The sequence below is a fragment of the Plantactinospora sp. B5E13 genome (genome assembly GCF_039871775.1).
Taxonomy (GTDB): Bacteria; Actinomycetota; Actinomycetes; order Mycobacteriales; family Micromonosporaceae; genus Plantactinospora.
On record NZ_JBDPLT010000031.1, the window covers coordinates 53,545 to 68,319 of the forward strand.

Below are 14,775 nucleotides of genomic sequence, written 5' to 3' on the forward strand. Positions count from 1 at the left end.
GACTGCCGGGGTACGGACCCGGGGCGTGGCGTGGAGTGGGACGACTCGGACACTAGGCGCCTCCCGTGCTTGCCCCGGACCGGGCACCGTCCGGCCCACCGGAGAAGGTCAGCCGACTCACGGTGACGCCGGCGGCGGTGAAGAACAGGTACAGGTCCCGAACCCCGGTCACCTCGGCACACCAGGTCCCGGTCACCTCCCGGGTCAACCCTCCGCCTCCGCCCTCGTCACCGCCGACGTGGTCGCCGCGGGTGTCGGTGCCGCTGCCGGCGGCGTCCTGGCGATCGGCGTCCGGTGCGACGGGGATGGTGCCGACGATCGGTCCCTGGACCGGGTCGTCGAGCCGGAGCAGAAGTTCGGTGCCGCTTGCGGGCAGGTCCCGGCCGCCGACCCGGGCGGTCACCCCGGTCACCCCGGCGCCGAAGTCGACGTCGGAGAACCGGATCCAGCCACCGGCCTCCCGGGCGACGACGGCGGCGTCGTCCGGGCCGTCCGGCAGCGACGCGGTGCCGGCGTACTCGTCGTGGTCGACCGCCCGCAGCGGTGCGTCGAGCGGCTGTCGGGGCCGGGCCGGTTCGCCGTGCACGGTCAGGGTGCCGGTCAGCACGAGATCGGTGCTGGACCGGCCGACCGCGACGGTGTGTCGGGCGTCCTCCACCACGTACCGGCCCCGGACCACGTCCCAGTGGACCAGGTCGGCGGCGCGCAGCGGAAGCCGTACCGTGGTCTGCTCGCCCGGGGCGAGACTCACCCGGGCGAAGCCGCGCAGCTGGCGCAGTGGTTGCTTGACCCGGGAACGGCGCTGTCGGGTGTAGAGCTGCACCACCTCGTCGCCCGGCCGGGTGCCGACGTTGGTCACCCGCACACTGACCTCGATCTCTCCGGCCGCGTCCACCTCGTCCGCGCTCAGCCGCAGATCAGCGTAGGCGAACCGGGCGTAACTCAGCCCGTGGCCGAACGGGTAGAGCGGGGTGCCCCGATGGTAGAGATAGGTCGTGTCGGTGGCTATCACGTCGTAGTCGAACAGGTCGGGCAGCTCGGTCGCGTCGCGATACCAGGTCTGGGTCAACCGGCCCCCCGGGTCGGCGTCGCCGCAGAGCACGGCGGCCAGCGCCGCCCCGTACTCCTGACCGCCGTGGGCCGACCAGCAGATCGCCGGCACCTGCTCGTCGGCCCAGGTCAACGCGTACGGGTAACTGCTGCTGACCACCAGCACGGTACGGGGATTCGCCGCCCGTACCGCCCGCAGCAGGGACTCCTGTCCGGGCGGCAGGGCCAGGTCGGCGCGGTCCTCGGTCTCCCGGCCGCAGACCATCGGATGGTTGCCGAGCACCACCACCGCGACGTCGGCCTCCGCCGCCAGGGTGGCCGCCCCGGCCGCCCCGTCGGCGACCAGTTCGACGGTGAAGCCGGTGCCGTCGGCGGCCCCGACCGCGTCGGCCCGCAGCACACCGTCGGAGTCGACCCGGACGTACCGGTCGCTGGCCAGGTGGTGTAGCACGCTGTCCCCGCCGGGGCGGCCGACAATCCGGAACGTCTCCCGGACCACCCAGCCGCCGGGGCCGGGCCGGTCGTTGACCAGCAGGCCGGTCTCGTCGGCGCCGACGTGTCGCTGGTTGGCCAGCGCGCGGAGCGCCACGATGTCCTGTCCCCAGTCGAAGACCTCGAACAGCGCGTCCGCCGGTACCGTCCCCGGCTCGGCGGACGTCGCCGCCGTCCGGACGGGTGCGCTGCACCGCAGTGGACCGCCGTCGGGATGGTCGGTGGCCCGGACGGCTCCGTCGGCGGTCCGCAGCACCACCCGGTCCGCGCCGGTGTGGTGGGTGACGGTCGCGTCGGCCAACCGGGCGGCCAGCCCGTCGCGGGCGGTGACCGCGTACGGCAGGGTGCCGCTGTACCAGTCCTCGTGGAGGGTGTCCGCCAACGGGCCGAGTACGGCCACCCGGCGCAGCCGGCCCGGGTCGAGCGGCAGCAGCGGCCCGGCACCGGGTACGGCGTCGGTGTTGCGCAGCAGCACGATGGATTGTCGGGCGGCGGTCCGGGCCAGTTCCTGGTGCGCCGGACAGTTGATCACGTCGGTGGTGACCGCGGTGTACGGGTTCCGTTCCGGTGGGTCGAACTCGCCGAGCCGGAACCGGATGGTCAGCAGCCGCCGGACCGCGGTCTCCACGTCGGACTCGTCGAGCAGTCCCCGGCGTAGCGCCTCGCCGATCCGGGCCACGGTCGGCGCCGGGTCGCTGTCGTCCTCGGTGAAGCTGTCGATCCCGGCCCGCAACGCCGCCGCGTACCCGCTCGGATGGTCGGGGAGGAAGTGCTGCGCGCCGGCGATGTTGGAGACCGCGCTGGCGTCGCCGACCACCATGACCTCGTCGTCGGTCCACCGGCGCAGCTCGTTGTTGATCAGTGGACTGAGGTGTGCCGGGCGTCCGTTCACCAGGTTGTACGAGGCCATCACCGCGACGGCCGCCCCGGCCGTGATCGGGGTCCGGAAGGCCGGCAGTTCGTACTCGTGCAGCACTCGGGGCGGCAGGTTGCTGGAGCTGGTGCACCGGTCGGTCTCGTTGTTGTAGCCGAGGAAGTGCTTGAGCGTCGGGGCGGTACGCAGGTACACCGGGTGGTCGCCGCGCAGCCCCCGGGCGTACGCCGTGCCGAGTACGCCGGTGAGCCAGGGGTCTTCGGCGTAGCCCTCCTCGTTGCGGCCCCAGCGCGGGTCGCGCAGCGGGTTGACCACCGGCGCCCAGACGTTGAGGCCGACCCGGGTCGGGTCCTTGGCGTGCAGGCCGCGTACCTCGTCGCCGACGGCGGCGCCGACGGCCCGGAGCAGTTCCGGGTTCCAGGTGCTGCCGAGTCCGACCGCCTGCGGGAAGACGGTGGCCGGGCCGAGCCAGGCGAGCCCGTGCAGCGCCTCCGTCCCGGTCCGGAACGCGGGCAGCCCGAGTCGGGGGACCGGCGCCTGGTACTGGTGCAGCAGGGCGATCCGTTCGTCGAGGGTGAGCTGACCCAGCAGGTCGTCGACCCGTACGTCGAGTGGCCGGTCGGGGTCGAGGTACGTCCTTTCGCTCATGGTGATCACCTTGATTCCGGCTGGTGTCCCCGGCGGCTCGGCCCCGGGGGCGGGCGGGGGTGTGCGGTGCGGGGTGCGGTGCGGGCTGTGTGGCGCGGGCCGTGCGGTGCGGGTGCGGGGCCGCTGCCGAACCGGCGGAGCGCTGCCGGCATCGCCGCTCGAAGCGCTTCGACGGAGCCGGTGGAAAACTCCGCCGTGGATAACGCTTTCCCACACGTCGCGGCGGAGCAGTTCGAGGTTTCCACCCGCCGTCGTACCGGTCAAGACTTTCGCCAACATCGATCCGTCTGTCGGCGTCGCGCGTCTCGGCGATTTCTAGGGCGCGGCGAGGATGTCGGCCGGGGTGAACGTCCGGACGTCGGGGTGGCCGGCCAATGTCTCGTCCGCGTCACCCCGGGACCAGAACGCGAAGGCGAGCCCGACTCGACTGGGCGGGGACAGGTGTGCTGCTCGTCGGCGCAGATCGATCAGGTCGCGTTGCGTCAGTGGCTTGCTCTGCCAGCGGCACTCTCCGACGAGTACCGGGCCGTCGTCTGCGAGCCCGAGCACGTCGATCTCGACGGTCTCGTCCTTCCACCAACGGCCGACGATGGTGTCGGTCGGTAGCGCGCCAGCCGCCACCAGGCGTTGTACGTGCTCGCGGGCGGCTGCCTCGAAGACGCGGGCGAGATGGGTCTGCCAACGACCCAGGGTGCGTTGTTGCAAGGCCGTGCCCTGGCCGCCGTCGATCAGGTCTGCGTCGTCACGCAGCACCCGGAACCAGTACGCCAGGTAGTCGTCGGCGATTTCGTAGAGCGGATCGGTGGAGCCGCCGGTGCCCAACGCGCGTACGACGCGTACGTATCCGGCGCGGCGTAGCCGGTCCAGGGTGTAGTCGATGCGCTGCTGGGCCCGGCCCGCGATCTTGGACCGCCGCCTCGCACCACCGGCCATGGCGGTCAGGACCCGTTCGTACCCGCCACGCCAGTCCAGGTCTTCGGAGAGGATGTCGGGCGCGTCGCGTAGCAGTAACCCGCCGGGCGTGAACGCCAGCTCGTGGAGGTTCTCCGCCACCGAGCGCTCCGGGGACCAGCGGGTCAGGTGCAGCGGGTAGCCGCCACACGCGGCGTACGCCTGGATGAAGTCCGCAGGCGGCAGGTCTGGCTGAAATGCCCGTGCGTCGATGAGCGGAAACGGGTCCATCCGTCGTTCGACGCCGGCCCGGCGGTGGAGGCCGCCCTGCGGGCCGAGCATCTGTTCCATCACCGCCACCGCCGAGCCGGTGAGCACCAGCATGAGCCGTTGATCGCGAAGGTGGTTCTCCCAGACGGCGGAGACGGTGTCGGCGAAGTCGGCGTGTCCGTGGGTCAGTCTGGGTGCTTCGTCGAGCACCACCAGAAGGGGAGCCTCCCGGGCCAGTCCGGCGACGAAGCGCAGCGCCGCTTCCCAGTGGGGGAAGGTTGCCGGTGCGAGATCGGCGACCTCGTCGCCGAGTTGCTCACGAAGGGCCTGGGCGAAGCGACGGAGCTGGCGGTCGTCCGTGTCCTGGCGGGTGGCGGTGAAGTAGACCGAGCGTTTGCCTTCGGCGAAGTGCGTCAGCAGGTATGTCTTGCCGACGCGCCGCCGGCCCCAGACCACCGCCAGCTCGGGTGTGCCCGCGCTGGCGCGCGACCAGGCCGCGGTGAGTTGTGCCAACTCGGCCCGTCGCCCCACGATCGTCACAAGCTGATCGTACTACAAGCTGTTTGTACTACAAGCAGTTTGTATGACTTTGGTTGCAAGCGGTGCCCCTGTTGCTGCGCATCGTAGGTGAGCTGCGGGGTGGCCGGGGTCAGTGGTTGCCGGCGCCGGTCCGGGCGCGGGGTGTCGAGGACTGCCCGACGGCCGGCGAGGGGGAATCCTCGGCGTCGGCACCGTCGGTGTCGGCGCCGGCCGGCCGGGTGGTGGCCCGGTGCGGCACCTTGCGGGCCGCGTCGCCGGCCGGCGGGTTCCGTTCCGCGTTCCGCTCGGGCTGCGGGTCGCGCCGGGGCAGTCGGCCGGCGTCGACCATCTCCAGGCTGCGTGCCGCGCCACCGGCCGCGGCGGCGCCGGTGCCGAGCGCGGAGGCGAGCAGCCGGGTGCCGCCGGCCTCCGGCGCCAGGGTACGGGCGGCCAGTTCCGCCTCGGCCGCCGGCAACAGCCAGGGGGCCAGGGTGCCGAAGTAGCCGCCGAGCAGCACCACCTCCGGGTTGACCAGGTTGGCCAGCAGCGCGACACCGTGTCCGAGGAACCGCCCGGTCTCGGCGAGCGCCTCCAGGGTGGTCCGGTCGCCCCGACGGGCCCGGGTCCGGATCCGGTCCACCTCGGGGGCGAAGTCGGCGACCGGACCGTCCTCGGTGGTGTCCGGCAGGGCCCGGCGGATCATCGCCGGGATCCCGGCCACCACCTCCAGGCAGCCGCGTCGCCCGCACGGGCAGACCGGGCCCGTCGGATCGACCGGTACGTGCCCCAGCTCGCCGGCGAAACCGCGCCCGCCGCGGAGCAGGTGTCCGTCGACGATCACGCCCGCGCCGAGACCCGCGCCGCCGGTCAGGTGGACCAGGTTGGCGGTGCCGGCGTACGGGCCGTGCCGGTATTCGGCCAGCGCGGCGAGGTTGGCGTCGTTCTCCACCGCCACCTCGTAGGCCGGGTTGCGCAGGGTACGCCGCAGCTCGGCGCCGAGCGGCAGGTCGCGCCAACCGAGGGTGGTGGCGAGCCGGACCGTACCGGTGCCGTCCACCAGTCCGGGGACCGCGACGGTGAGACCGAGGACCTGTCGGTCCTGCCCGGTGACCCGGTTGACCGCACGACCGGCGAGCGCGGCGATCGCGCTGACCGCCCGACCGGGGGATGCGGACGAGCCGTCGAAGGCGCGTCGCCAGGAGAGCAGTTCGGTGCCGGCGAGGTCGACGGCGACCACGGTCAGTTCGTCGAGACTCACCTCGATGCCGATCGCCGCGTACGGCGCGCCGTCGACCACCAGCATGGTCGCCGGGCGACCGATCCGGTTCTCGGCGAGTCCGGTCTCCCGGACCAGGCGGCGGTCGATGAGTTCGGCGACCAGGCTGGAGACGGTGGCCTTGTTCAGCCCGGTCGAGGCGGCGATGTCGGCGCGCGAGCAGGGCGCGTTGGCGCGCACGAAACGCAGCACGACGGCGAGGTTGGTGGCCCGTACGTCGGTGAGGTCGGCCGGCTGTGGCCCGCGCTGTGTCGTGATCACAATCAGCCCCGCTCCCCACGCGACGGCGCCGTCCACGGTGCGTCGCGAACGCCGACGGCGCGCCCCATCATGCCGTACCCCGGGTTGTCGGGCCACGCGTGCCCGGCGTTCCCGGTCGTCGGTCGCCCGCCGCCGTCACGCTCCGGATGTCTTGTGGCACCGACCGCCGTCGATTACGTTTGTTTAGTCACCCGACGAACTAACTCTACCCCATACCATCCCCGATCGGACCGTACCCGCCACCGTCGGCGAGTGGCGGGTCGTCCGTACCCCGAAGGGAGCGCGCCGTGGAACCAACGGGCCCGGACGTCGCCACCACCCGTAGGAACGTGCTCGGCCTGCTCGGCCTCGGCGCGGCGGCGACCGTCGGCGGCGGCCTGCTCGCCGGCTGCGGCGGCGAGGCACGGTCCACCAGCAGCGCCCAGAACCTCGACAAGCTCGCCAGCCTGCTCCCCAACCACCATCCGCTGGCGGCGGAGATCCCGCCGCCGAGTTTCACCGGGGTACGCCCGGTGCCGGACGGCTACACCGACTTCCCGGCCAGCCTGGTCGACGCGATCACCGAGAAGCCGAGCAGTGGCGGGCAGGAGATCCGGGCGATGACCCCGGCCTGGGGTCCGGCCCCGCCCGGCGTGGGCCAGAGCGCCTACCTGGCGGCGGTCAACGCCGAGCTCGGGGTGCCGGTCACCTTCAGCGTCCAGGACGGCAACCTGTACGCGGAGAAGCTCAACGCCCTGCTCGGCGCCCGGGACGTGCCGGACCTGCTCTGCGTACCGGAGTGGGAGGTCTCCAAACTGCCGCGGTTCTCCGACGCGGTGGCCGCGCTCTTCGAGGACCTCACCCCGTACCTGTCCGGGGACGCGGTGCGCAACTACCCGATGCTGGCCACCTTCCCGACCGGGGCCTGGCGCAACGCGCTCTGGAACGAGCGGCTGATGGCGATCCCGAACCCGACCGACGGGCCCTTCCCGCTCGCGCTCTTCCACCGCAAGGACCTGCTCGACGCGGCAGGCCTGGGCTATCCGAGGACCATCGACGAACTCTTCGAGGTCGGCAAGCGGGTCACCGACCCGGACAAGGGCGTCTGGGCATTCGACGACATCTTCCAGATGGTGCAGATGTTCCACAAGGTTCCCGGTACCGACGACGGTTGGCGGTTGCGGCCGGACGGCACCCCGGAGTTCAAGTACGAGACTCCGGAGTTCCGCCAGGCCGTCGACTTCATGGCGCGGGTCTACCGGGAGGGGCTGGTCCACCCGGACCTGGTGGCCAGCAAGGGCGCCGACGCCAAGCAACTGCTGCAGAGCGGCAAAATCGTCTTCAAGCAGGACGGGATCGGCATGTGGCAGCCGATGCAGGCCGAGTGGCAGAAGGTGACGCCGGGCTTCGACATCCAGCCGGTGCCGATCTTCTCGGCGACCGGCGGCGATCCGCTGGTCTGGGGTGACGACGACCCGATCTCGTACACCTTCGTCCGCAAGGGACTGCCCAAGGCCCGGGTCGAGGAACTCCTCCGGGTGATCAACTGGTGTTCGGCACCGTTCGGCACCACCGAGTTCCACCTCCGGGAGTACGGCGTGGAGGGCCAGCACCACACCCGTACCGCCGCCGGCCCGGCCAAGACCGACCTCGGCTTCAAGGAGATCGCCAACCAGTACTTCTTCGTCAGCGGACGGAGCCCGGTGATCCAGCCCTACCCGCAGACGCCGAACTTCGTCCGGCAGGTGCTGACCTACTCCAACGAGATGGTGAAACACCTGGAGAAGGACCCGTGGTCGGGGCTGAAACTGGAGATGCCGGCCCGGTTCAAGGCCGGACTCGTCCCGACCGAAGACAAGATTACCGACATCCTGCGGGGGCGTCGACCGCTCACCGACCTGGACGCGGTGATCCAGGAGTGGCGGACCAGCGGTGGCGGTGACGAGGCCCGGGAGTTCCGGGCCAAGGCACTGGCCGACGCCGGACGATGAGCACCCGCTCACCGTTGCGGGCCCGGCTGCGCCGGGACTGGCCGCTGCTGGTCATGGTGCTGCCGGCCGCCCTGCTGCTGCTGGTCTTCCACTACCTGCCGACCCTGGGCAACGTGGTCGCGTTCCTGGACTACAACCCGTACGCCGGGGACACCCCGCTGCAGGCGTTCCTGGCCAGCCCGTGGATCGGGTTCGGCAACTTCGAGGTGCTCTTCGGCGACCCGGCGTTCTGGGACGCGTTCTGGAACACGCTGTCGATCACCGGGTTCCAACTGGTCTTCTACTTCCCGCTGCCGATCGCCCTGGCGATCATGCTCAACAGCATCCTCTCCGCCCGGCTGCGCGCCTTTGTGCAGAGCGTCGTCTACCTTCCGCACTTCTTCAGCTGGGTCCTGGTGGTGACGTTTTTCGTCCAGATGCTCGGCGGCGCCGGCCTGCTCGCCCAGACGGTGCGCGACGCCGGCTTTCAACCGTGGGACATCATGTCCAACCCGGACACCTTCATCGTGCTGGTCACCGCCGAAACGGTCTGGAAGGACGTCGGCTGGGGCACGATCGTGTTCCTCGCCGCGCTCTCCACCATCGACCCGCACCTCTACGAGGCATCCGCGGTGGACGGCGCCGGCCGGTGGCGCCGACTCTGGCACGTCACCCTGCCCGGCCTGCGGTCGGTGATCGTCCTGCTGCTGATCCTGCGGCTGGGCGACGCGCTCTCGGTCGGCTTCGAGCAGTTCCTGCTGCAGCGGGACGCGGTCGGCCGGCAGGCCGCCGAGGTGCTGGACACCTTCGTCTACCACCAGGGCATCACCACCGGGAACTACGGCTACGGGGCGGCGGCCGGCCTGTTCAAGGCCGTCGTCGGGCTGGTGCTGATCCTGGCGGCGAACCGGTTCGCGCACGCCATCGGTGAGCGGGGGGTGTACTCGCGGTCATGACGGTGACTGATCGGCCACCGGGTGACCCGGTCCGGGCGCCGGAGCGTGCCGGGCGGCGGCGTGCCGGGCGTCCGGTCTGGGAGGAGCCGCCGAGCGCGGTCGGCCAGGCCAGCAGGGGCGCCGTGCTGACCGGGGTGGTGCTGGCGGTGCTGATCCCGCTCTGGGTGGTCCTGGTCACCAGCCTGTCGTCCCGGGAGACCATCAACGCGGCTGGCGGACTGGTGCTGGTGCCGAGGGAGATCGACGTCTCGGCGTACGTGACGATCTTCTCCGGTGGACAGATCAGCCGGGCGCTCTGGGTCAGCGCCGTGGTCACCGTGTTGGGTACGGCGGTCAGCCTCGTCCTGACCGTGCTGGCCGCGTACGGGCTGTCCCGGCCGAATTCGGTTGGGCACCGGTTCCTGCTGCTCTACTTTCTGCTGACCTTCCTGATCTATCCCGGCATGGTGCCGAGTTATCTGGTGGTCACCGGGCTGGGGCTCAAGGACAGCCTCTGGGCGCTGATCCTGCCGAGCGCGATCAGCGTCTTCAACCTGGTCGTGCTCCGGGCGTTCTTCCAGAACATCCCGGGTGAGCTGCTGGACAGCGCCCGGATCGACGGGGCGGGGGAGTTCCGGATCCTGGGCCGGATCATGCTCCCGCTGTCCCGGGCGGTGATCGCCGTGGTCGGGCTCTTCTACGCGGTCGGCTACTGGAACGTCTGGTTCACCGCGCTGCTCTACATCGACGACAACAACAAGTTCCCGAGCCAGCGGGTGCTGCAGAGCTTCATCCTGGCTGGCCAGTCCCCGAACACCTCCGGTACGGCGGTCGGCGTCTCGATGCCGCCGACGCTGGCGATCAAGATGGCGGTGGTGGTGGTCACGGTGGCGCCGATCGTACTGGTCTACCCGTTCGTGCAGCGGCACTTCGTCAAGGGCGTGATCGTCGGCGCGGTCAAGGGCTGACCCGCCGGGCCGGCCTAAACTCGGGGCATGACCGCGATGGCGCCGACCCGTACCGAACCGGACCTGTCGTTCCTGCTGGACCACACCAGCCACGTGTTGCGGACCCGGATGGCGGCGGCGCTGGCCGAGATCGGGCTGACCGCGCGGATGCACTGTGTGCTGGTGCACGCGTTGCCGGAGGAGCGGACCCAGGCCCAGCTCGCCGAACTCGGCGACATGGACAAGACCACCATGGTGGTCACGGTCGACGCGTTGGAGAAGGCGGGGTTGGCCCAGCGGCGCCAGTCGGGTACGGACCGCCGGGCCCGGATCGTCGCGGTCACTCCGGAGGGTGCCCGGGTGGCCGGACGGAGCCAGGAGATCGTCGACCGGGTGCACCGGGAGGCGCTGGACTCGTTGCCGGCCGAGGAGCGGGAGGTGCTGGTCCGGGCCCTGAACCGGCTGGCGACCGGCCACCTGGCCGATCCGGTGGAGGGTCCGCAACCGGTACGCCGGGCCCGGCAGCGGGAAAACTGAACCCGAAGCAGATAGTCTGCAACAAAACGATCTGCTAGCGTCCCTCCGGTCGCATCCGCTCGACAGGAGGACGTCGTGTCCGATCCAACCTGTTTGTCGCCCCGATCCCGCTGGCTCGCCCTCGCCGTCATCGCCTCGACGACCCTGATGACCATCCTCGACGGCAGCATCGTCACCGTCGCGATGCCGGCGATCCAGGACGACCTTGGCTTCTCCCCGGCCGGCCTGAGTTGGGTGGTGAACGCCTACCTGCTCGCCTTCGGCAGCCTGCTCCTGCTGGCCGGACGCCTCGGCGACCTGCTCGGCCGCAAACGGGTCTTCCTGGTCGGCACGGTGGTCTTCACCGCCGCCTCCCTGCTGGCCGGCGTCGCCGGGTCCCCGGCTCTGCTGATCGCCGCCCGGTTCCTCCAGGGCGTCGGCAGCGCGGCGGCGACCGCGGTCAGTCTCGGCATCCTGGTCACGGTCTTCACCGAGCCCCGGGAACGGGCCCGGGCGATCGGGGTCTTCAGCTTCACCGGCGCCGCCGGCGCGATGCTCGGCCAGGTCCTCGGCGGCGTGATCACCGACGGGTTCGGCTGGCACTGGATCTTCTTCATCAACCTGCCGATCGGACTCGCGGTGCTGGCGGTCGCGCTGCCGGTACTACCGGCGGATCGTGGCCTCGGCCCGGCCGCCGGGGCCGACCTGGCCGGCGCGCTTCTGGTCACCTCCGGCCTGGTGCTGGGCATCTGGACGGTGGTCCGGGCCGAGACGCACGGTTGGACCTCGGGCTCCACCCTCGGCCTGCTCGCCCTCGCGTTCGCCCTGCTCGCCGCGTTCGTGATCCGGCAGGCCACCGCCCGGCAGCCGCTCATGCCGCTGCGGATCCTCCGCTCCCGCAGCGTGGCCGGAGCCAACCTGGTGCAGATCCTGATGGTCGCGGCCTGCTTCACCTTCCAGGTGCTGCTCACCCTCTATCTGCAGCGGGTCCTCGGCTACGGTGCCGCCGAGACCGGTCTCGCCATGCTGCCGGCGGCCGTGGTCATCGGCACCGTCTCGCTCGGTGTCTCCGCCCGGCTGATCAACCGGTTCGGCGAGCGGCGGGTCCTGTTGACCGGGCTGCTCCTGCTGACCGGCGTACTGGGCCTGCTCAGCCGGTTGCCGGTGAACGGCAGCTACCCGGCCGACGTCCTGCCGGCGATGCTCTTGACCGCCGGGTTCGGACTCGCCCTGCCGGCACTGACCGCGCTCGGCATGTCCGGCGCCCGGGCCGACGACGCCGGACTCGCCTCCGGCCTGTTCAACACGACCCAGCAGGTCGGTATGGCGGTCGGCGTCGCGGTGCTCGGCACCCTCGCGGCGGCCCGGACCGAGCGCCTGCGTACGGCCGGGGAGTCCACGGCGGCGGCACTGACCAGCGGCTACCGACTGGCCTTCGCCGCCGCGACCGGCCTGCTCGTTGTCGCTTTCGTGGTCGCGGCCGTGGTGCTGCGGCAGCCGCCGCGACCGGCCGAGACCCCGGTGTCAGAGGCTGGCACCCGAGAGTCCACCCCGAGCGCCGCCGCCTGATCCACCCACGGCCCGTGGCGCCGGCCGGCGCCACGGGCAGGGCGAAGGGGGACGGGGCGCCCCCCACCTGGGCACCCCGCCCCGACCTTCAGCCCCGCACGGTGGGCAGCCCGTCGAGGTGCACGGGGGTGGTGACCTCGCCGTCGCAGACCAGCCGGGCGGGGAGCCGGGCACCGTCCATCCGGGCGAACGCGACACCGCTGACCGTCAACGGCCCGTCGCTCTCGACCCGGAACTCGTCCCCGGAGCGACGGGCCCGGACAATCGTGTCGCCGTCGACGTCGTGGATCGTCACCTCGGCGTCGACCGCGCCCCAACTGAGCACGGTGACCTCGGGAAACGGCCCGGCGCCGACCCGGTCGGCCGGCGGGGCCACCGGCAGCAGCGCGCCGTACCGGACGAAGAGCGGAATCCGGTGCAGCGGCTGGTGCACCCGCAGATGCCGGCCGCCGGCACGCACCTCACCGGACCAGAAGTCCACCCAGTCACCGGCCGGCAGATAGACGTGCCGCCGGCCGTCCGGGTTGGTCATCGGCGCGACCAGCAGGTCGGTCCCGAGCCGGTACTCCAGCTCCGCCTGCCACGCGGCCGGGTCGTCGGGGGAGTCGACCAGCAGGGCCCGCAGCATCGGCGCGCCGGTCCGGGCCGCGGTCACCGCCGCCGAGTAGAGGTACGGCATCAGCCGGTACCGCAGCCGGAGTGCGTCGACCGCGTCCCGTTCGGCCTCGGCCGGGAAGTCCCAGGGCAGGCGGCTGGTCGTACCGTGGAACCGGATCAGCGGCGACAGCGCGCCGAACTGGGCCCAGCGGACGTACAGGTCGGGGGTGGGGGTGCCGTGGAAGCCGCCGGTGTCGTGGCTCCAGAACGGCACTCCGGAGAGGCCGTGGCTCAGCCCGCCACGCAGCGTGCTGGCCATCGCCGGGTACGTCGTGTTGACGTCCCCGCTCCACTGTGCCGAGTGCCGTTGCCCGCCCAGGTACGACGAGCGAGCCCAGACCATGCCGTGCCCGGCGACCTGTTCGGTGACCGCCGAGACGACGTCGTTGAACAGGAGGCTGTAGACGTTGTGCAGCTCGACGCCGGTCATCCCGTTGTACGCCACCGCGTCGGCCGGCACTCCCTCGGCGAAGTCGGTCTTGAAGACGCTGACCCCCTGGGCCAGCAGTGGCCGGAGCAGTCCGCTGAACCAGTCGACCGCCGCCGGGTTGGTGAAGTCGACGATGCCGCCGGCCGGGTGGGTGCCGTGCCAGGTGTCGGCGACGTAGACCGAGCCGTCGGCGCGGCGCAGGAAGTAGCCGGCCTCGGCCGCCTCGGCGTACCGGGCGCTGCCGGTCATCAGGTACGGGTTCATCCAGAGACAGACCCGGAAGCCGTCCTCGGCGAGGGCGGCCAGCATCCCGGCCGGGTCGGGGAACTGCTCGGCGTCCCAGCGCAGGTCCGACCAGGCCCCGGCGACCTGCCAGTAGCAGTCCAGGTGCAGTACGTCGCAGGGGATGCCCCGGTCGCGGATCCGGCGGGCCCGGTCCAGCACCCGCTGCTGGCTGTCGACGAAGAAGCCGGAGGAGAGCCAGGTGCCGAAGGCCCACTTCGGGGGCAGGGTGGGACGGCTGGTCAGGTCGTCGTACCGGTCGAGGATCTCGGCCGGGGTCGGGCCGGCCAGTACGTAGTAGTCGAGCACGTCGTCCGGGACCAGGATCTGTACGCAGCTGTGCGTCGACTGGCAGACGTCGAACTCGACCGGTAGTCCGCTGTCGACCAGGATCCCGTACCCCCGGTTCGACAGGTAGAACGGGACGTTCTTGTGTGACCGGTCGGACTCGCTGCCGAAGGCGTCGAAGTTCCACATCAGGGGCCGCTGGCCGCGCTTGTCCAGCGGGGTGAACTTCTCGCCGAAGCCGACGAAGCGTTCGTCGCCGGGGGCGAGGAAACTCTCGTGGTACGCGGCGACCGCGCCGTCGACAAGCGACCGGCCGAACGGCAGGGTGCGGAGTCGGCCGCTGATGTCCTGCTCGCCCCGGCTCTGCTCGACGAGCAGGGTGCCCGAGGCGTCGACGAAACGCAGGTGCCAGGGGTCGAGGCGCAGTTCGGCGACGACCGGTCCGGCGTCGACCCGGACCGTGTCGCCGTCGAGCCGGACCTCGGCCGGGTACGACCCCGGGTGCACCAGCGGCAGCGCCCGGGCGGCCCGCCCCCGGGCCAGCGGGTCCTCGCTGAGGCGTACCCGGATGACGCCCTCGGCGGCGGCGGTGATCCGGACCGCGAGCGAGCCGCCGTCGGAGGTGCCGGCCTTGAGGGTGACGCCGGAGGGGTCGGTGCCGAGCACCTCGGCCCGGGTCAGCGCGGAGAGGCCCTGCTCGCCGGGGGCCCGGACCGGTAGCTCGGGCGGGTCGGCGACGAACGTCTCGTGCGGGACCAGGGGCGGTCGGTACGGCATGCGGTCTCCTCGGCTGCCGGCGGGGGTCATCGACCCCCATTAGTTTCTTTGGTAACCCAACAAACTGTCAATCACGGACTTCCGGCCCGGAGTCGCCCGTTGACGTGGTGATCCGGTCCGCCTACTTTGACGGGATACCCAACT

General features: G+C 71.6%; 9 protein-coding genes. 5 read left to right on the forward strand and 4 right to left on the reverse strand.

Features of this window, described 5'->3' with window-relative positions; genetic code table 11:
- Nucleotides 1-52: 52 nt before the first annotated feature.
- The 3 genes from ABGB05_RS24535 to ABGB05_RS24545 all read right to left on the reverse strand — a co-directional run bounded on the left by ABGB05_RS24535 (nucleotide 53) and on the right by ABGB05_RS24545 (nucleotide 6,281).
- Entirely contained in the window at nucleotides 53-3,064 is a 3,012-nt protein-coding gene (locus ABGB05_RS24535; RefSeq protein WP_347655851.1) for a glycoside hydrolase family 3 C-terminal domain-containing protein, read from the reverse strand.
- Between the two features lie 315 nt (nucleotides 3,065-3,379).
- On the reverse strand, nucleotides 3,380-4,765 hold the full coding sequence (locus tag ABGB05_RS24540; protein ID WP_347655852.1) for a DUF234 domain-containing protein: 1,386 nt from the start codon (nucleotides 4,763-4,765) through the stop codon (nucleotides 3,380-3,382).
- A gap of 109 nt (nucleotides 4,766-4,874) precedes the next feature.
- Complete coding sequence (locus ABGB05_RS24545; protein ID WP_347655854.1) at nucleotides 4,875-6,281, reverse strand: ROK family transcriptional regulator; 1,407 nt, start codon at nucleotides 6,279-6,281, stop codon at nucleotides 4,875-4,877.
- A 287-nt stretch (nucleotides 6,282-6,568) separates the two neighbouring features.
- Between ABGB05_RS24545 and ABGB05_RS24550 the strand changes: the two genes are divergently transcribed.
- The 5 genes from ABGB05_RS24550 (at nucleotide 6,569) to ABGB05_RS24570 (ending at nucleotide 12,197) form a co-directional block, all read left to right on the forward strand.
- The gene (locus tag ABGB05_RS24550; RefSeq protein ID WP_347655855.1) at nucleotides 6,569-8,251 is read left to right on the forward strand and encodes an extracellular solute-binding protein; all 1,683 of its coding nucleotides are present in this window, start codon (nucleotides 6,569-6,571) and stop codon (nucleotides 8,249-8,251) included.
- Nucleotides 8,248-9,186 carry an ABC transporter permease subunit gene (locus tag ABGB05_RS24555; protein WP_347655856.1) on the forward strand — a complete coding sequence of 313 codons (939 nt, stop codon included), beginning with the start codon at nucleotides 8,248-8,250 and terminating at the stop codon, nucleotides 9,184-9,186. The genes ABGB05_RS24550 and ABGB05_RS24555 overlap by 4 nt, the downstream gene beginning before the upstream one ends.
- The gene (locus tag ABGB05_RS24560) at nucleotides 9,183-10,133 is read left to right on the forward strand and encodes a carbohydrate ABC transporter permease (RefSeq protein WP_347655857.1); all 951 of its coding nucleotides are present in this window, start codon (nucleotides 9,183-9,185) and stop codon (nucleotides 10,131-10,133) included. The genes ABGB05_RS24555 and ABGB05_RS24560 overlap by 4 nt, the downstream gene beginning before the upstream one ends.
- A gap of 27 nt (nucleotides 10,134-10,160) precedes the next feature.
- The gene (locus ABGB05_RS24565) at nucleotides 10,161-10,649 is read left to right on the forward strand and encodes a MarR family winged helix-turn-helix transcriptional regulator (protein WP_347655858.1); all 489 of its coding nucleotides are present in this window, start codon (nucleotides 10,161-10,163) and stop codon (nucleotides 10,647-10,649) included.
- A gap of 75 nt (nucleotides 10,650-10,724) precedes the next feature.
- Nucleotides 10,725-12,197: an MFS transporter gene (locus ABGB05_RS24570; RefSeq protein WP_347655859.1), complete on the forward strand. Its 1,473-nt coding sequence runs from the start codon at nucleotides 10,725-10,727 to the stop codon at nucleotides 12,195-12,197.
- 88 nt (nucleotides 12,198-12,285) lie between these two features.
- Here ABGB05_RS24570 and ABGB05_RS24575 read toward each other — a convergent pair whose 3' ends face one another.
- Nucleotides 12,286-14,631 carry a TIM-barrel domain-containing protein gene (locus ABGB05_RS24575; protein WP_347655860.1) on the reverse strand — a complete coding sequence of 782 codons (2,346 nt, stop codon included), beginning with the start codon at nucleotides 14,629-14,631 and terminating at the stop codon, nucleotides 12,286-12,288.
- Nucleotides 14,632-14,775: the final 144 nt, after the last annotated feature.